Genomic DNA, 16,599 nt, shown 5'->3' on the forward strand with positions numbered 1-16,599 from the left:
AGAAGGTGCCCGACAGGGCGGATGAGGGTGTTCAACCCTTCTTCCGTTTCAGGTGCTCGTCCAGCCGCGGCATGATCTCGATGAAGTTGCAGGGATGATGGCGGTAGTCGAGCTGGTGCACGAGAATGCCGTCCCAGGCATCCTTGCAGGCGCCGGGCGAGCCCGGCAGACAGAAGACATACTTGCCTTTCATCACGCCCGCCGTGGCGCGCGACTGGATCGTGGAGGTGTTGATCTTCTGGTAAGAGATCAGGTGAAAGACGACACCGAAGCCTTCGATTTCCTTGTCGAAAAGCGGGCGCACCGCTTCCACCGTCACGTCGCGTCCGGTGAGCCCCGTGCCGCCAGTTGTGATGATCACATCAACATCCTTGCGCGCTGCAAGTTTGCGCAGTTGCGCCCTGATCTGCCGCACCTCGTCCTTCACGATGGCGCGATGGGTGAGCACGTGGCCCGCACCGGTGATGCGGTCGGCGAGCGTCTGTCCCGACTTGTCGGTCTCGGGCGTGCGCGTGTCCGAGATGGTGATGACGGCGATGTTGGCGGGCAGGAAGTCGCGCGCGCCGCTGATTGTGTTCATGAAAGCGACTCCAGTCGGGCGCGGAAGGTGAGCAGGTCCTGCCAGGCGAGCTTCTTCAGCGCGGGAGACTTGAGCAGGGCTTCCGGATGGAAGGTGGAGAGAAGCGGGGTGCTGCCCGCGGCAAGCCAGGTGCCGCGCTGCCGCTGGATCGATTCCGCTCCGCCTGCGAGCCATTGTCCGGCAAGGCCACCGAAGGCGAGGATGAGGCTGGGCTGCATCAGCGCGATGGCGCGTTCCGCGAATGGCAGGATGAGGCGGCATTCGATCTCGATGGGCGGACGGTTGCCGGGTGGCCGCCAGGGCAGGAAGCTGAGATAGGACACAGGCTCTCCGGCGCCTTCGCCCAGCCCGATCGCCGCCAGCATGCGTTCAAGCAGAACCGCATTCTTGTCGGCGAAGATTTTTCCGGCGCGGTCTTCTTCCGCACGCGGACGGTCGGCGATCACCAGCACGCGGGCCTTCGCGGCCTCTTCGGCGAAGCAAAGCTTGGACGCTGTGCGACGGAGCGGATGGGCATCGAAGCGCTCGAGGGCCGTCACGAGTTCGCCGAGCGATGAGGCCGAGCGTGCGGCGGCATGAATCTCCTCGATCGAGGCCTCGCCCTCGGTAGCGGGCCGCGTGGGTGCAGGCCGCGGCGGCGCGGCGTTGATCGGAGGTTGCTTCGGCGGAGCAGGGCGTGCAACGGCAGGTGCAGCGGCGGCCTGCGGCGGCGCTTCGGCGAAGCGGTTGACGGGGTCAACCGACAGGGCCTCGTCAGCCCCCATCTCGCGCAGCCACAGCAGCATGCGGGCGGCCTCGGCGGCAGATTCTCCTGCGGCGTTTGGACTTTCGCTCATGTCGCAATTGGGCGCTTGTTTGACATCATGCAAATCCTATAACAGGCCCACATCCGAACTCAAACTGCGAGGCCCATGGTGAGCGATATTCAACGGGAAGCAATGGAATATGACGTGGTCATCGTGGGCGCCGGTCCCGCGGGCCTGTCGGCTGCCATCCGCATCAAGCAGCTTTCGCCGGAGACCACCGTTTGCGTTCTCGAAAAAGGCTCGGAAGTGGGCGCCCACATCCTGTCGGGTGCGGTGATCGATCCGATTGCGCTGAACGAACTCATTCCCGACTGGAAGGAGAAGGGTGCGCCGCTCAACACGCCCGTGAAGGAAGACCGCTTCTACGTACTGGGTCATGCGGGCGCACTCCGCATGCCGAATGCGGCCATGCCGCCTCTGATGAGCAATCACGGCGCCTATGCCGTGTCGCTGGGCAATGTCTGCCGCTGGCTGGCGCATCAGGCCGAAGGCCTCGGCGTTGAAATCTATCCGGGCTTTGCAGCCTCTGAAGTTCTTTATCGCGAGGATGGCTCGGTGCGCGGCGTTGTCGCCGGCGTCATGGGCATCGCCAAGGACGGCAGCCACAAGGCCGATTACCAGCCGGGCATGGAACTCACCGGCAAGTATGTGCTGATCGCCGAAGGCGTGCGCGGGTCGCTGGCGAAGGAGATCATCGCGAAGTTCAATCTTTCCGAAGGGCGCGAGCCGTCCAAGTTCGGCATCGGCATGAAGGAACTCTGGGAAGTGAAGCCGGAGAACCACAGGCAGGGCCAGGTCACCCACACGATGGGCTGGCCGCTGGGCTGGAAGACCGGCGGCGGCAGCTTCATGTATCACCTCGAGGACAACCTCGTGTCGATCGGGTTCGTCGTGCACCTCAACTACGACAATCCGCACCTCTATCCCTACATGGAGTTCCAGCGTTTCAAGCATCATCCGCTGATCGCGCCGGTGCTCGAAGGCGGACGCCGCATTGCCTATGGCGCGCGCGCCATCACCGAAGGCGGTTTGCAATCGGTGCCGAAGCTTTACTTCCCGGGCGGCGCGCTGATCGGCTGCTCTGCCGGTTTCGTGAACGTGCCGCGCATCAAGGGCACGCACAACGCCATGAAGACCGGCATGATGGCGGCGGAAGCGATTGTGACAGCACTTGCCAACGGCCGCGAGGCGGATGAGTTAACGGAATATGAAGAGGCCTGGCGCAACTCCTGGGTCTATCAGGACCTCGACCGCGTGAAGAACGTGAAGCCCATGTGGTCGAAGCTCGGCCTCGTGGGCGGCGTCATGCTGGGCGCGGTCGACATGTGGATGCGCACGCTCTTCGGCTTCGGCCTCGGCACCTGGAAGCACGGCAAGCCGGACTATGCCACCCTGAAGCCCGCCTCGGCGGCAAAGCCCATCGACTATCCCAAGCCAGACGGCGTTCTCTCCTTCGACCGCCTGACCAACGTCGCTTTCTCTGCAACCAATCATGAAGAGGACCAGTTGGTCCACCTCAGGTTGCGTGACCCGTCCATCCCGATCAGCGTGAATCTGCCCAAATATGATGAGCCGGCGCAGCGCTATTGCCCGGCGGGCGTATATGAAGTGGTGCGCGAAGAGGGCAAGGAACCGCGTTTCCAGATCAACCACCAGAACTGCGTGCATTGCAAAACCTGTGACATCAAGGACCCCGCCCAGAACATCAACTGGCAGGTGCCGCAGGGTGGCGAAGGGCCGAATTATCCCAATATGTAAGGTAGTTCTTCCCATATAAGTAGGATTAACGCTGTTCCCCAGCATCCTGCGCTTTTGGGTTGAACACTAAAAATCAACCGACTTGCGAAATCAGTTGTTGAACTCTCTCGACTAATCCTGCGGTATTCAAAGGGGAGAAGTCATGGCACTTCAGCACTCATCTTTTGGCAAGTTCGGGCTTCGCCGCCTGTTCTCACGCTTCTGCAAGGATCCGAGCGCAACAGTGACGCAGATCTTTGCTTTGTCCTCCATTCCGTTCTTCCTCGCCGCCGGTGCCGCCGTCGACGGCGCCCGCATCAATGACGAGCACAGCAAGTTCCTCGCTGCCGTCGATACCGCCGTAATCGCAGTGGCCGCCGACGACCGCGCCGCCATTTCGAACCTCAGCGGTGCGGCCCTCACAGCCCGCATGACCGAGCTCAAGGCCCTCGCGAACGAATATGTGCGGAAGAACTACAATTCCACGGGCGACATCACGCTGAACCTGACCATCACGGGCCAGGCGGTGAAGCTTGATGCTTCGATCCAGTTCCCGACCACCATCATGGCGATGGTCGGCATCGATACGATTAACATGAAGGCCTCGTCCACCGTTCAGAAGGCCATGCGCCCGATCGAACTGGTGATGGTGATGGATACGACCGGCTCGATGGCGAGCGGCGGCAAGATCGATGGCGCCAAGACGGCGGCGAAGTCGTTGCTCAACACCCTCTATGGCGGCAGCGTCGGCGCTGAACCGCGCAGCGAATTCCTCCGCGTCGGCCTTGTGCCCTTCGCGGCGGCCGTGCGCCTCGACACATCGGCCTATGATTTCAATCTCAACTGGATCGACACCACGGGTGCCAATCCGATGTCGAAGCTCAACTGGGATGCTGTCACCACGCCTGCGGTGTGGAACAACTATTATGCCTGGAGCCGGTTGAAGAAAACCTCGACCACCTATCACACCTGGAACGGTTGCGTCGAAGCGCGCAAACGTGGTACCGGCACGCAGGACTACAACGTCAACGATGCCGCGCCGAACAGTGGCAATGCCGATACGCTGTTCCCTGCCTACTTTGTGCCGGACGCGCCCGGCACCACGTCCAGTGGTTCGGTGTCCACGTCCTACGGCTACAGCTACATTGCCCAGGGCAGCAACACGACTGTCAACACCGAGTGCTATGGCACTGGCTGGAACAGTTCGACCTGCAGCAGCACAAACACGTCCAACCTGCAGCAGAAGCAGGAAAACTACCGCAAGTATGACGGCATGAACATCGGCTCCGAGTCGACTTCGAACTATGGCCCTTGGATGGGCTGTGCGGTGAGCAAGATGGTGCCGCTGACCTATGACCGTGCCAGCGTTGAAGCCGGCATCGATGCCATGACCGCAGCTGGCCCGACCCTGATCGGCGAAGGTCTTGCATGGGGCTGGCGCGCCATCTCGCCGGGTGAACCCTTCACCAAGGTCAAGGGCTCCGGCAGCCTGCCCAACACGACGATCGCTCCCTATGGCGACGCCCGCTGGCAGAAGGTGCTGGTGCTGATGACCGACGGCGACAACGATCTGAGCGCCGGCAGCTATGGCTTCAACAACACCATCTACTCCGCCTACGGCCTTGCCGGTGAAGCCATCGCCAACAACCGCTTCGGCACCACGTCGTCGTCGGCTGTGATGACCGCCCTCGACAACGACATGCTGACGGTGTGTTCGAAGATCAAGGCGGCGGGCATCTCGCTCTACGTCACGTCCTTCGGCAGCGGCGTGTCTGCGACCACGAAGTCGCGCCTGCAGAGCTGCTCGTCGGGTTCGGGCTACTACCAGCACGCGAACGCCCCGTCCGACCTGACCGCCTTCTTCAACCACATCGGTGAAGACGTGATCAACAAGTCGATCTACGTCTCCAAGTAATCACTACACAATTTCGCCATAGTGAGAGGTGGGACCTTACGGGTCCCGCCTTTTTCTTTCACTTGCGGTCAGGGCCGAAAACCCTCATTTTACGCCCCCATGACACGCATCTTAACTCGCTCGCTCCTCATCACCGCTGCCCTTGCGACCGCCGTCGTCCTGGCGGACCTGCCGGTCTCGGCCAGCTCCTATGAAACGTCGCTCTCCGGCAACTACCTCGCCAGCCGGACCGCGGGCCGCAACCGCGACACCGTCGAGGCTGCCGATTTCCTTGTCGCAGCCCTCAAGCAGGACCCCAACAACCCGGTCCTGACCGAGCGCCTGTTCCAGCTTCAGCTCACCAACGGCAACACCGCCGAGGCCGAGAAGCTCGCGGACAAGGTGCTGGCCTTCAACAGCCAGCAGCGCATGGCGCGCCTGGTGCTGGGCCTGCGCGACTTCCGCCAGAAGAAGTATGAAGCCGCACGCAAGAACTTTGCCGAGGCCGCCTACACGCCTGTGGGCGAGCTGACCTCGGCGCTGCTGGCAGCGTGGTCCTATGCCGGGGAAGGGTCCTTCCAGGCGGCAATGAACGAACTCAACAAGCTTGACCGCAACGACACCTTCGCGAACTTCAAGTCTCTGCACAGCGCGCTTATCGCCGATTTCCTCAACAACGCGCTGCGCGCCGAGCCCGCCTACCGCAAGGCCTACAATGATGCGGGCACGAGCCTGCGCGTGACACAATCCTACGGCAACTACCTCTTGCGGACCGGCAAGCGGGCGGAGGCCGAGAAAGTCTTCAACGCGTTCCTCGCCAACGGCGAAAGCAACGTGATGGTGGCCAAGGCCCTGGAAGAGGCCAAGGCCGGCAAGGTGCCGGAGCCCTTCATCGGCTCAGCTTCAGCGGGCGCGGCCGAGGCCATGTTCTCTCTCGCCGCCGCCATGAACGACGACCAGAGCATGGACGTCGCACTCATCTATGCACAGCTTGCGCTCTCGCTCGACAGCGACCGCCCGGTGGTGCTGACCCTGCTCGGCGACATTCTCGCATCGAGCCAGCGCTATGAGCAGGCTATCGACACCTTCGAGCAGGTTCCGGTCACCTCCGTTCTGCGAACCAATGCCGATACCGAAATCGCCATCAATCTGCAGCGGCTCAACCGCGACAAGGATGCAGAAACGCGGATGCGCGCCATTCTCGGCCGCGAGCCGAAGAACATCGATACCTGGACCACGCTGGGCAATCTCCTGCGCAGCACCGAGAACTACGGCGAAGCGGTGAAGGCCTATGACGAGGCCATCAACCTGCTGAAGGCCGAGAACCGCGATGTCTGGACGGTTCATTATTATCGCGGCATCGCACTCGAGCGCCTGAAGCAGTGGGACAAGGCCGAGGCCGATTTCCGCAAGGCGCTGGCCCTCTCACCCAACGAGCCTTCGGTCCTCAATTATCTCGGCTATTCGCTGATCGACATGAACATGAAGCTCGATGAAGCGATCAACATGGTGAAGAAGGCGGTCGAGCTTCGTCCCAATGACGGCTACATCGTCGACAGTCTAGGCTGGGCCTATTTCCAGATGCGCGACTATGAAGAGGCGGTGAACCATCTGGAGCGCGCCGTTGACCTGAAGCCGGGCGATCCCATCATCTCGGAGCATCTGGGTGATGCGTACTGGCGCGTGGGCCGCCGTCTTGAGGCGCGTTTCCAGTGGCAGCACGCCAAGGACAACAAGCCCCAGCCCGAGGATCTCGCGCGCATTGAAGGCAAGCTGAAGGATGGGCTTCCGGCGGAAGCGCCGCCCGTGAAGCCTGCCGACAACAGCCAGCAGCAACCCTCGAACGGCTGATGCCGGCCGGCATCGTCGAGACGGCGCAGGCCAAGGTCAACCTCGCACTGCATGTGCTGGGCCGCCGCGACGACGGCTATCATCAACTGGATTCCGCCGTGGCCTTCGCAGGCGCCGGGGATCTGATCACGGTTTCGCCGAGGGCAGGGGAGGGTGTGAGCCTGAGCGTCAGCGGTCACTTTGCCGCTGCGGTCCCCACCGGCCCCGATAATCTCATCTGCAAGGCCTATAGTGTGCTGGCGCAGCACGTGGCGTTGCCGGCGGTTGCAGTCCATCTCGAGAAGAATCTTCCCGTCGCCTCGGGAATCGGCGGTGGTTCGGCCGATGCGGCGGCGGCCCTTCGCGCCTATCTTCGGCTTGCTGATGCGCCGCTTCCGGCTGATGTGATGACCACGGTGGCGCTTGCGCTGGGTGCTGATGTTCCTGTGTGCCTGCATCAGAAGGCCTGCCGCATGGAAGGCGTGGGTGAACTGCTCTCGCCTTTGCCGCGGCTGCCTGCGCCGGCGATCGTTTTGGTCAATCCGGGCGTGCCGTGCGAGACCGCCGCCGTGTTCAAGGCGCTTGGTCTTCAGAAGGGGCAGGCGCACCGCGATGCGATGGATGTGCAGAAGCCAGAGACCTGGCGGAACGACCTCACGGAACCGGCGACCGCGGCACAGCCGAAAATCGCCGGAGTGCTCGATGCGCTGGCGCGTGAGAAGGGGTTGGTGGCCAGCCGCATGTCGGGCTCCGGCGCCACCTGTTTCGGTTTGGCAGAGACGCTCGCCGATGCGGAGCGCGTGGCGGCATCGCTCCGGGCCGATCATCCGGACTGGTGGGTCTCGGCGTCGCTGCTATCTTAATCACCGGCGATAGGGACGTTACGCAAGAAGCTAGGCCCCCGCCTTCGCGGGGGTGACGACCTAAAACAGGTGCCATCATTTTCAACCCGTCATTCCGGACGCGCGCCTTGATCGAGCGGAGCGAGATGTCGCGCGCGAGCCGGAATCCAGCTTCGGACATGCGAAGCAACTTTCAGTAAAGTCAGCGTCCGCCGGGGGCTTCCACGATCATTCCGGCGAGGCGACGCACGAGCGGCAGCACCACCAGCACCGTAGGGAAGGCCACGAGCCAGCTCACGCCCCAGGCTTTCAGCCAGCTCACCAGCAGATCGGGTGCAAACCCCATCGCCTTCAGCGTGGCAACGAAAGAGACGATCGCCGACATCAACACCGACAACAGGAACGGCATGACCACGTGCATGGCCTTGGGCGGAAGCTTCTTCATTCTCTGTCCGTGAATGTCAGTGCGAGCGCGCAATGCAGAAATCGACGGCTTCAAGCAGTGCGGCTTTCCATTCGCTGTCGGCGAAGATTGCGAGCGCGTCCTTGGCCATCTCGCCATAGTGGCGGGCGCGGTCGAGCGTGTCGGCAATCGTGCCGTGCCGCTCCATCAGCTTCTGGGCATAGACGAGATCGGCGTCGGTCTGGTTGCCTTCTTCGAGCGTGCGCTTCCAGAAGTTCCGTTCTTCCGCAGCACCGCGGCGGAAGGCCAACACCACAGGAAGGGTGATCTTGCGTTCGCGGAAGTCGTCGCCCACGCTCTTGCCGAGCTCGGCCTTGGTACCGGAATAGTCGAGCGCATCATCGACGAGTTGGAAGGCGATGCCGAGGTTGCGGCCGTACGCTTCGAGCGCTTCCTGTTCGGCCCGCGGCCGGTTGGAAATGACACCGCCCACGCGGGTCGCCGCCGAGAAGAGGGCGGCGGTCTTCGAGCCCACCACCTTCAGGTAGGAGTCTTCCGTGGTGGAGGTATCCTGCGAGACGGCCAGTTGCAGCACTTCGCCCTCAGCGATGATGCAGGCGGCATCCGAGAGAATGCGCAGGCATTCGAGCGAGCCCGTCTCCACCATCATCTTGAAGGCCTGGCCGAGGAGATAATCGCCGACCAGCACGCTCGCCTGGTTGCCCCAGATGACGCGCGCCGCATCCTTGCCGCGGCGGGTATCGCTTTCGTCCACCACGTCGTCGTGGAGCAGGGTGGCGGTGTGCATGAACTCCACCGACATGGCGAGCTTGATGTGATGCAGGCCGCGGTAGCCGCACATGCGGGCGGCGGCGACGGTGAGCATGGGGCGGATGCGCTTGCCGCCGGAGTTGATGAGATGGCCGGCGATTTCCGGGATCAGCTCCACATGGCTCTGGGCCTTCTCGAGAATGAGATCGTTGATCAGCCCCATGTCCTGAGCCGTCAGCTTGACCAGCGCGTCAAGCGTGGGTTGCGGACGCTCCGCACCACCCTCGAATGGAATCACAACACCCATGAAAAATCCTCGTTTGCAGCCTTTTAGACTGCTTCCAGGCAATTGGCATCACAATTGTGACCCTTTGCCGCTCTCTAAGCAATTGTATGCAAGGCAGAAAATCTGCGGTAACTTCTCGTTCACCAAGCCTCGTTAACGTTCAAGGCCTATGCAGCTCGCCGCCGAAGCCACCATTGCGCCGTCGCAAGCACCCTCCGCGGTGCCCGCCTCGCTTACGGAAGATGCCTTCCTGGGCGGGCGTTTGCGTGTTCTCCAGCCCGAAAAAGGATACCGCGCCGGGATCGACGCGGTGTTCCTTGCGGCTGCCATTCCGGCAGCAGCCGGTGAAACGGTTTTCGAAGCAGGGATCGGCGTCGGCGTTGCCGCCCTGTGCCTGATCGCCCGCAATCCCGCCATCCACGTCACCGGCATCGAAGTGGCTGCCCGCTACGCCATGATGTGCGAGGAGAATGCCAAGCGGAACGGCTTTGCCCAGCTTCTCAAGGTCATCCACGGCGACGTGAAGGAGGCGATGCGCAAGGATCTCGCGCACATGCCCCAGCACGGCACCTTCGCCCATGCCTATGCCAATCCGCCGTATTTCGAGGATGGCAAGGTCACCCATTCGCCGAGCCTGCTCAAGGCGCAGGCCCATGCCTTCGGACCTGACGATCTCGATCTCTGGATCAAGGTGATGCACGCGATGGTGTCGCTGCGCGGCACCGTCACCCTCATTCACCGCGCCGACTCGCTCGGCAAGATCCTGCTCTCCATGGAAGACCGCTTCGGCGACATCCGTGTGGCTCCCCTCTATGCCCGCGAAGGCACGGCCGCGAGCCGTGTGATCGTGCAGGGGATCAAGGGCTCCAAGGCGCCGATGCAGCTTCTTCCCGGCCTGGTGCTGCACGGGGACGGGCACGCCTTCACTGCCGATGCGGAAGCCGTGCTCCGCGAAGGCATGGCCTGGCGCCTCCGCTGACACCAACTGCCTGACGGCTTGCCTTCTTTCACGAGGCTGCCCATATGGCGGCCATGCTGAAATCCCTCCTGAAGTTCGTTCCGGCCCGTTTCCGCAAGTCCTATCCGGTCATTCATGTGGTCCGGCTGGATGGCCCGATCATGGCCGAGCGCGGCTTGAGGCCGACGCTCTCGGCCAAGGCGCTGGAACCGGTGCTGGCCAAGGCCTTCCGCAAGGGCATTGCCGGCGTAGCGCTGTCCATCAATTGCCCCGGCGGTTCGCCCGTCCAGTCGGCGCTCATTGCATCGCGCATCCGCCAGCTTGCGGCGGAGAAGAACCTCCCCGTCTATGCCTTCTGCGAAGACGTGGCGGCCTCGGGCGGCTACTGGCTCGCCTGCGCGGCGGATGAAATCTACGCCGACGAAAACTCCATCGTGGGTTCGATCGGCGTCATCGCCATGGGCTTCGGTTTCCCCGAGGCGCTGAAGAAGCTTGGCGTCGAACGCCGCGTCCACACTGCGGGCGACAACAAGAGCCAGCTTGACCCGTTCCAGCCGGAAAAGCCGGAAGATGTCGAACGCCTCGAGACGCTGCTCAACGAGATGCATGCGAGCTTCAAGGCCATGGTGAAGGAGCGCCGCGGTGCCCGTCTGAAGGGTGAAGAAAGCGAAATCTTCTCCGGCCTTTACTGGCGCGGCGAGAAGGCGGTTGGTCTCGGCCTGATCGATGGCGTCGGCCATTTGCAGACGACATTGCGCATGAAGTTCGGCGACAAGGTGCAACTCCGCCCCATCGGCGCACCGGGCGGCTGGGGCCTGCGTTTTCTGGGCGGCGGGCGGGGAGCAGCAGGCGGATTTGCCGAGCTTCCGGATGCGGCACTGGAGGCTCTGGAAAGTCGTGCATGGTGGTCACGTTTTGGCCTATAATGATTGCCAGAACGGCCCCGAACGGAGTGTGAACCCATGCGTTTCGTCAAGTCACTGGTTGCCGCTGGCATCACCATGCTGGCCGGACTCGCATTGAAGAAGATGGTCGGCGCCATCGAGAGCCAGGCCGAAGCGCAGCGCGTGAAGCGCGAGGAAGCGCGCGACCCCGCTGAATTCAAGCGCCTGAAGCAGGATCCCGTCACCGGCGTCTATTACGCGGAAGACTGAGCCTCCATGGGCAAACAGCAGACGGACGGCTGGCTGGAGCGTGTCTATAACGCCACGGACCGGGACTCGTTGCGCGCCATGTATGATTCCTGGGCCGAGACCTATGATGCCGACCTGCAGCAGGTGGGCTATCTCCATCTGCCGGTGATCGTCGGGCTTGTCGCGGCGCACGTGCCGTCGCGGGAAGCCACCATCCTCGATGCGGGTGTCGGCACGGGTGCGGTGGGCAACGTGCTCTCGCTGCTCGGCTACAACAATCTCTCCGGCATCGACATGTCGAAGGGCATGCTGGAGAAGGCGGAAGCGCGGGGCTGCTACAGCGATCTCCGCCAGGCGGTGCTGGGCGAGACGCTGGATTTTCCCGATGGCGCCTTCGATGCCATCCTCTCTACCGGCACCTTCACCAACGGCCACGCCCCGGCGGCGGCCTTCCATGAACTGACGCGCATCCTCGAACCCGGCGGCGTGCTGCTGTTCACGGTGGGCACGGTGATCTGGGAAGAGCAGGGGTTCCGCACCGTGCTCGACAATCTGGTGCGGGCGAAGAAGCTTGTGGCGGTGGAGACGACGCCGATCTACCGGCCCATGCCGTTCTCTCCGACCGAGGGAGACTTCACCACCCGGGCTCACGTGTACAGGAAGGTGTGAGCCCTAAACATCGTCATTCCGGACGCGCGCCTTGATCGAGCGCAGCGAGATGTCGCGCGCGAGCCGGAATCCAGCTTTGGCATATGACAGTGTCGCGAAGGAAGAAGCTGGGCCCCCGCCTCCGCGGGGGTGACGATTGAAAAAGGGCCCGCCCTTGACCCCCATGGCCCCTGCCTTTATGCGGCGCGACATGGCACTCCATCCGACGAAATCCTTCCAGGACCTCATTCTCACCCTGCACCAGTACTGGGGCGAGCGCGGCTGCGTCATCCTCCAGCCCTATGACATGGAAGTGGGTGCCGGTACCTTCCACCCCGCCACGACGCTGCGCTCGGTGGGCCCGCGGCCCTGGAGTGCGGCCTATGTGCAGCCCTCGCGCCGCCCCAAGGACGGCCGCTACGGCGAGAACCCCAACCGCCTGCAGCACTATTACCAGTATCAGGTGATCATGAAGCCGTCGCCGCCCGACCTTCAGGAGCTTTACCTGGGCTCGCTTGCAGCAATCGGCCTCGACCCGTCGCTCCATGACATCCGCTTCGTCGAGGACGACTGGGAAAGCCCGACGTTGGGCGCCTGGGGCCTCGGCTGGGAAGTGTGGTGCGACGGCATGGAAGTCTCGCAGTTCACTTACTTCCAGCAGGTGGGCGGCCTCGACTGCGCGCCCGTCTCGGGCGAACTCACCTACGGCCTCGAGCGCTTGGCCATGTATGTGCAGAACGTGAACAACGTCTACGACCTTAACTTCAACGGCCGCCCCGAAGGCGAGGGCCGCATCAGCTACGGCGATGTCTTCCTGCAGGCCGAGCAGGAATACTCGCGCTACAATTTCGAACACGCCGATACCGCGATCCTGCACCAGCACTTCATTGATGCGGAAAAGGAATGCCGCGCGCTTCTTGCGGCCGGCGAGAAGGACGAGCGTCATGACCTGGCGCTGCCCGCCTATGACCAGTGCATCAAGGCCTCGCACACCTTCAACCTGCTCGATGCCCGCGGCGTGATCTCGGTCACCGAGCGGCAGGCCTATATCCTGCGCGTGCGCGAACTGGCGAAAGCCTGCTGCGAAGCCTGGAGCAAGACGGCGGGAGGGCGTGTGTGATGGCCGAGCTTCTCCTCGAACTCTTCTCCGAAGAAATCCCCGCCCGTTTGCAGGCCAAGGCCGCGGACGACCTGAAGTCGCTCATCACCAACGGCCTCGTCGAAGCAGGCCTCACTTATGAAGGCGCGCAGGCCCATGCAACGCCGCGCCGCCTTGTGCTCTCGGTCGAAGGGCTGAACAGCAAGGCTGCCGACACGCGCGAGGAACGCAAAGGCCCGCGCGTCGATGCTCCGCAGGCAGCGATCGACGGCTTCCTCAAGTCGACCGGCCTCAGCCTCGACCATCTCAGCAAGCAGGACGACAAGAAAGGCCAGTTCTATGTGGCCGTGATCAAGAAGGATGGCCGTGCGGCAACCGAGATCATCGCCGCCCTCGTGCCCGAGGTGATCCGCAAGTTCCCGTGGGGCAAGCCCATGCGCTGGGGTGCAGGCTCGCTTCGCTGGGTGCGCCCGCTGCACAGCATCATCTGTACTTTCGACGGCGAGACGGTGGCCTTCGATGTGGATGGCATCCGCAGCGGCAACAGCACGCGCGGCCACCGCTTCATGTCGAAAGGCGCAATCAACGTGCGCCGCTTCGAGGACTATGCCGACAAGCTGCACAAGGCCCATGTGACCGTCGATGCCAATGCGCGCGCCGAGACCATCCGCCACGACGCCCGCACGCTTGCGATGGCGCAGGGCATGGAACTGATCGAGGACGAAGGCCTGCTGCGCGAAGTGGCGGGGCTGGTGGAATGGCCCGTCGTCCTGATGGGCGAGTTCGATCCCGCCTTCCTCGACGTGCCGCCGGAAGTGATCATCACCACGATCAAGAACAACCAGAAGTGCTTCTGTCTGCGCGATGCCAAGACGGGGAAGCTCGCCAACCGCTATCTGCTGGTCTCGAACATCATCGCCAAGGACGGCGGCAAGGAGATCGTGCGCGGCAACAACAAGGTGATCGCTGCGCGTCTCTCGGATGCCAAGTTCTTCTGGGACCAGGACCGCAAGGTGAAGCTGGAAGCCTTGCTGCCCAAGCTGGAGAACGTGACCTTCCATGCGGCGCTGGGCTCGCAGGGCCAGCGCATCGCCCGTCTCGAAGGCTGGGCCAACGACATCGCCCGCACCTGCCGCGCCGACAAGTCACTGGCGCAGACCGCGGCACGCCTCGCCAAGGCCGATCTCAAGACCGGCGTGGTCGAAGAGTTCCCGGAGCTGCAGGGCCTGATGGGCAAATATTATGCGCTGCTCGAAGGCCAGCCGGAGCAGGTGGCGCAGGCCATCCAGGATCACTACAAGCCGCAGGGCCCCTCTGACCGTGTTCCCTCCGAACCCGTGGCGATGACGGTGGCGCTGGCCGAGAAGTTCGACACGCTGGTGGGCTTCTGGGCCATCGACGAAAAGCCGACGGGCTCGAAGGATCCCTTCGCGCTGCGCCGTGCGGCCCTCGGCGTGATCCGCATCATTCTCGAGAACAACTTGCGGGTTCACGTGAAGGAGCTGGCGAAGAAGGGGCTGCAGCTTTACCAGAACCAGCATGGCACCACCTTCGGCAAGGATTTCTCTGCCGACGATCTGCTCTCCTTCTTTGCTGACCGCCTCAAGGTCTACCTGAAGGATCAGGGCGCGCGGCACGATCTCATCGATGCGGTGTTCTCTCTTGGCGGGCAGGACGACCTGCTGATGGTTGTGAAGCGCGTCGATGCGTTGTCGAAGCTGCTCGAAACCGATGACGGCAAGAATCTTCTGGCGGGCGTGAAGCGCGCCGCCAACATCCTCAGGATCGAGGAGAAGAAGGACAACACCACCTATTCGGGTGACGTGCATCCCGCCCAGCTCATCAAGGGCGAGGAGAAGGCGCTGCATTCGGCGATCACGGCGTCCTCGGCCCAGGCCCGCAAGGCGATCGAACACGAGGACTTCGAGGCTGCGATGAAGGCGATCGCCAAGCTGCGAGCACCGGTGGACGATTTCTTCGAGGGCGTCACGGTGAACGACAAGGACCAGACCTTCCGCACCAACCGACTGCGGCTTTTGAACCGCATCCGCGAGGCCTGTTCCGAAGTGGCCGACTTCTCCCGCATCGAGGGGTGAGGCAACTCATCATCCGTAACGTCACCCCCGCGAAGGCGGGGGCCAGCTTCTTCGCTTGCATGGGTGATGGACCAAAGCTGGATTCCGGCTCGCGCGCGACATCTCGCTGCGCTCGATCAAGGCGCGCGTCCGGAATGACGGTTGTGGGGAGGGGCGCGCGTCTGGAATGACGGTTGTGGGGAATGGTACGCGTCCGGAATGACGGTTGTAGTGAGCGGGGACAATTGATACGCCTGTGGGGCGGGACAGTTCTGCCGCGCTGGACCTACGTCCTCTGCCCCTTGCGTGATATGGCGGCCTCATGAAGCACGCACCCGACTCGTCCTATTCCTGGTTCCGCATGGCGGTTTCGCTGGCGCTTGCCACCATCGGCGGCATCGGGCTCTGGGCGGCGGTGATCACGCTTCCCGTCATCCAGAAGGAATTCGGCATCGACCGGGCAGGGGCCTCGGTGCCCTACACCATGACCATGATCGGCTTTGCGCTGGGCGGCGTGATGATGGGCCGCCTTGCCGACCGCTTCGGCATCATGGTGCCGATGTTCGTGGGCACGCTGTTCCTCGGTGCGGGCTTCATCGCCTGCGCCTATGCCCCCAGCTACTGGACCTTCGTTGCCGCGCAGGCCGGCATCATCGGCCTCTTCGGGGTGGCCACCACCTTCGGCCCACTCGTCGCCGACATTTCCCTCTGGTTCCAGAAGCGGCGCGGCATTGCGGTCGCCATCGTGGCGAGCGGCAACTATCTCGCCGGAACCATCTGGCCGCCCTTCCTCACCTATGCCATCGCGCAATGGGGCTGGCGCAATTCCTATATCGTGATCGGCATCATCAGCGTGGCACTCATGCTGCCGCTGTCGCTGCTGCTCCGCCCGCGCGCCTCGCTGGAAGAACGGCCCGCGCCTGCCTCCCTCAGCCGCGAACCCAACGGCACGCCGGTGCTGCAGGGCCTGCTGATCTTCGCAGGGCTTGCCTGCTGCGTCGCCATGTCGATGCCGCAGGTCCATATCATCGCCTATTGCGCCGACCTGGGTTACGGCACGGCCCGCGGCGCCGAGATGTTGTCCCTCATGCTCGGCTTCGGCGTGATCTCGCGCTTCGCCTCCGGCATGCTGGCCGACAAGATCGGCGGTGTCGGCACGCTCATCATCGGCTCGATGCTGCAGTGTCTCGCACTTCTCTTCTACATTCCCTTCGACGGCCTCACCTCGCTCTACATCGTCTCCGCCTTCTTCGGCCTGGCGCAGGGCGGCATCGTGCCGAGCTACGCCCTTATCATCCGCGACAATTTCCCGGCCCGGCAGGCAGGCTTCCGCATATCGCTGGTGCTCACCTCCACGGTGATGGGCATGGCGCTGGGCGGCTGGCTTTCGGGCGAGATCTTCGATGCCACCGGCTCCTACACCTGGGCCTTCCTGCACGGCATCGGCTGGAACCTCTGCAACATGGCGATTGCGCTCTGGCTCGTCTTCCGCAACCGGGCCCCCACCATGGGAGCGGCCCAGCCCGCCTGAAACGGC

15 protein-coding genes are annotated in these 16,599 nt (G+C 63.2%); 11 read left to right on the forward strand and 4 right to left on the reverse strand.

Going from position 1 to position 16,599, the window contains the following annotated elements; all coding sequences use genetic code 11:
* Positions 1-31: 31 nt before the first annotated feature.
* A complete protein-coding gene (moaB, locus tag QM801_RS02960; protein WP_415017721.1) occupies positions 32-580 on the reverse strand; it encodes a molybdenum cofactor biosynthesis protein B in 549 nt (182 codons plus the stop codon).
* Positions 577-1,416: a uracil-DNA glycosylase gene (locus QM801_RS02965; RefSeq protein WP_415017722.1), complete on the reverse strand. Its 840-nt coding sequence runs from the start codon at positions 1,414-1,416 to the stop codon at positions 577-579. Before QM801_RS02965 ends, moaB begins: the two co-directional genes overlap by 4 nt.
* 102 nt (positions 1,417-1,518) lie before the next feature.
* Here QM801_RS02965 and QM801_RS02970 point away from each other — a divergent pair, with 102 nt between their 5' ends.
* The 4 genes from QM801_RS02970 (at position 1,519) to QM801_RS02985 (ending at position 7,710) form a co-directional block, all read left to right on the forward strand.
* On the forward strand, positions 1,519-3,144 hold the full coding sequence (locus QM801_RS02970; RefSeq protein WP_415017723.1) for an electron transfer flavoprotein-ubiquinone oxidoreductase: 1,626 nt from the start codon (positions 1,519-1,521) through the stop codon (positions 3,142-3,144).
* A gap of 142 nt (positions 3,145-3,286) precedes the next feature.
* Positions 3,287-5,038 carry a pilus assembly protein TadG-related protein gene (locus QM801_RS02975; protein ID WP_415017724.1) on the forward strand — a complete coding sequence of 584 codons (1,752 nt, stop codon included), beginning with the start codon at positions 3,287-3,289 and terminating at the stop codon, positions 5,036-5,038.
* A gap of 99 nt (positions 5,039-5,137) precedes the next feature.
* A complete protein-coding gene (locus QM801_RS02980; protein ID WP_415017725.1) occupies positions 5,138-6,868 on the forward strand; it encodes a tetratricopeptide repeat protein in 1,731 nt (576 codons plus the stop codon).
* Positions 6,868-7,710 carry a 4-(cytidine 5'-diphospho)-2-C-methyl-D-erythritol kinase gene (locus QM801_RS02985; RefSeq protein ID WP_415017726.1) on the forward strand — a complete coding sequence of 281 codons (843 nt, stop codon included), beginning with the start codon at positions 6,868-6,870 and terminating at the stop codon, positions 7,708-7,710. Before QM801_RS02980 ends, QM801_RS02985 begins: the two co-directional genes overlap by 1 nt.
* A 181-nt stretch (positions 7,711-7,891) precedes the next feature.
* Here QM801_RS02985 and QM801_RS02990 read toward each other — a convergent pair whose 3' ends face one another.
* Together QM801_RS02990 and QM801_RS02995 are read right to left on the reverse strand one after the other, a co-directional pair.
* Entirely contained in the window at positions 7,892-8,134 is a 243-nt protein-coding gene (locus QM801_RS02990; RefSeq protein WP_415017727.1) for a DUF2798 domain-containing protein, read from the reverse strand.
* 16 nt (positions 8,135-8,150) lie between these two features.
* The gene (locus tag QM801_RS02995; protein WP_415017728.1) at positions 8,151-9,170 is read right to left on the reverse strand and encodes a polyprenyl synthetase family protein; all 1,020 of its coding nucleotides are present in this window, start codon (positions 9,168-9,170) and stop codon (positions 8,151-8,153) included.
* A gap of 148 nt (positions 9,171-9,318) precedes the next feature.
* Between QM801_RS02995 and QM801_RS03000 the strand changes: the two genes are divergently transcribed.
* The 7 genes from QM801_RS03000 to QM801_RS03030 all read left to right on the forward strand — a co-directional run bounded on the left by QM801_RS03000 (position 9,319) and on the right by QM801_RS03030 (position 16,593).
* Entirely contained in the window at positions 9,319-10,128 is an 810-nt protein-coding gene (locus QM801_RS03000; RefSeq protein WP_415017729.1) for a tRNA1(Val) (adenine(37)-N6)-methyltransferase, read from the forward strand.
* A gap of 53 nt (positions 10,129-10,181) precedes the next feature.
* Positions 10,182-11,033, forward strand: a complete 852-nt coding sequence (locus QM801_RS03005) for a S49 family peptidase (protein ID WP_415017730.1) — start codon at positions 10,182-10,184, stop codon at positions 11,031-11,033.
* A 36-nt stretch (positions 11,034-11,069) separates the two neighbouring features.
* Positions 11,070-11,261 carry a hypothetical protein gene (locus tag QM801_RS03010; RefSeq protein WP_415017731.1) on the forward strand — a complete coding sequence of 64 codons (192 nt, stop codon included), beginning with the start codon at positions 11,070-11,072 and terminating at the stop codon, positions 11,259-11,261.
* Positions 11,262-11,267: 6 nt separating this feature from the next.
* Positions 11,268-11,909, forward strand: a complete 642-nt coding sequence (locus tag QM801_RS03015) for a class I SAM-dependent DNA methyltransferase (RefSeq protein ID WP_415017732.1) — start codon at positions 11,268-11,270, stop codon at positions 11,907-11,909.
* Between the two features lie 190 nt (positions 11,910-12,099).
* The gene (locus QM801_RS03020) at positions 12,100-13,008 is read left to right on the forward strand and encodes a glycine--tRNA ligase subunit alpha (RefSeq protein WP_415017733.1); all 909 of its coding nucleotides are present in this window, start codon (positions 12,100-12,102) and stop codon (positions 13,006-13,008) included.
* Positions 13,008-15,083: a glycine--tRNA ligase subunit beta gene (gene glyS, locus QM801_RS03025; protein ID WP_415017734.1), complete on the forward strand. Its 2,076-nt coding sequence runs from the start codon at positions 13,008-13,010 to the stop codon at positions 15,081-15,083. Before QM801_RS03020 ends, glyS begins: the two co-directional genes overlap by 1 nt.
* 301 nt (positions 15,084-15,384) lie before the next feature.
* The gene (locus tag QM801_RS03030) at positions 15,385-16,593 is read left to right on the forward strand and encodes an MFS transporter (RefSeq protein WP_415017735.1); all 1,209 of its coding nucleotides are present in this window, start codon (positions 15,385-15,387) and stop codon (positions 16,591-16,593) included.
* Positions 16,594-16,599 lie beyond the last annotated feature (6 nt).

Source organism: Aestuariivirga sp. (assembly GCF_047600585.1).
Taxonomy (GTDB): Bacteria; Pseudomonadota; Alphaproteobacteria; order Rhizobiales; family Aestuariivirgaceae; genus Aestuariivirga.

Excerpts from the sequence above, each read along its gene's own strand:
- QM801_RS03005 (WP_415017730.1), top strand. The coding sequence starts at position 10,182 with ATGCTGAAATCCCTCCTGAAGTTCGTTCCGGCCCGTTTCCGCAAGTCC.
- QM801_RS02990 (WP_415017727.1), bottom strand. The coding sequence starts at position 8,134 with ATGAAGAAGCTTCCGCCCAAGGCCATGCACGTGGTCATGCCGTTCCTG.
- QM801_RS02980 (WP_415017725.1), top strand. The coding sequence starts at position 5,138 with ATGACACGCATCTTAACTCGCTCGCTCCTCATCACCGCTGCCCTTGCG.
- moaB (WP_415017721.1), bottom strand. The coding sequence starts at position 580 with ATGAACACAATCAGCGGCGCGCGCGACTTCCTGCCCGCCAACATCGCC.
- QM801_RS02970 (WP_415017723.1), top strand. The coding sequence starts at position 1,519 with ATGGAATATGACGTGGTCATCGTGGGCGCCGGTCCCGCGGGCCTGTCG.
- QM801_RS02985 (WP_415017726.1), top strand. The coding sequence starts at position 6,868 with ATGCCGGCCGGCATCGTCGAGACGGCGCAGGCCAAGGTCAACCTCGCA.
- glyS (WP_415017734.1), top strand. The coding sequence starts at position 13,008 with ATGGCCGAGCTTCTCCTCGAACTCTTCTCCGAAGAAATCCCCGCCCGT.
- QM801_RS03000 (WP_415017729.1), top strand. The coding sequence starts at position 9,319 with ATGCAGCTCGCCGCCGAAGCCACCATTGCGCCGTCGCAAGCACCCTCC.
- QM801_RS02965 (WP_415017722.1), bottom strand. The coding sequence starts at position 1,416 with ATGAGCGAAAGTCCAAACGCCGCAGGAGAATCTGCCGCCGAGGCCGCC.
- QM801_RS03015 (WP_415017732.1), top strand. The coding sequence starts at position 11,268 with ATGGGCAAACAGCAGACGGACGGCTGGCTGGAGCGTGTCTATAACGCC.
- QM801_RS03030 (WP_415017735.1), top strand. The coding sequence starts at position 15,385 with ATGAAGCACGCACCCGACTCGTCCTATTCCTGGTTCCGCATGGCGGTT.
- QM801_RS02975 (WP_415017724.1), top strand. The coding sequence starts at position 3,287 with ATGGCACTTCAGCACTCATCTTTTGGCAAGTTCGGGCTTCGCCGCCTG.
- QM801_RS03020 (WP_415017733.1), top strand. The coding sequence starts at position 12,100 with ATGGCACTCCATCCGACGAAATCCTTCCAGGACCTCATTCTCACCCTG.
- QM801_RS03010 (WP_415017731.1), top strand. The coding sequence starts at position 11,070 with ATGCGTTTCGTCAAGTCACTGGTTGCCGCTGGCATCACCATGCTGGCC.
- QM801_RS02995 (WP_415017728.1), bottom strand. The coding sequence starts at position 9,170 with ATGGGTGTTGTGATTCCATTCGAGGGTGGTGCGGAGCGTCCGCAACCC.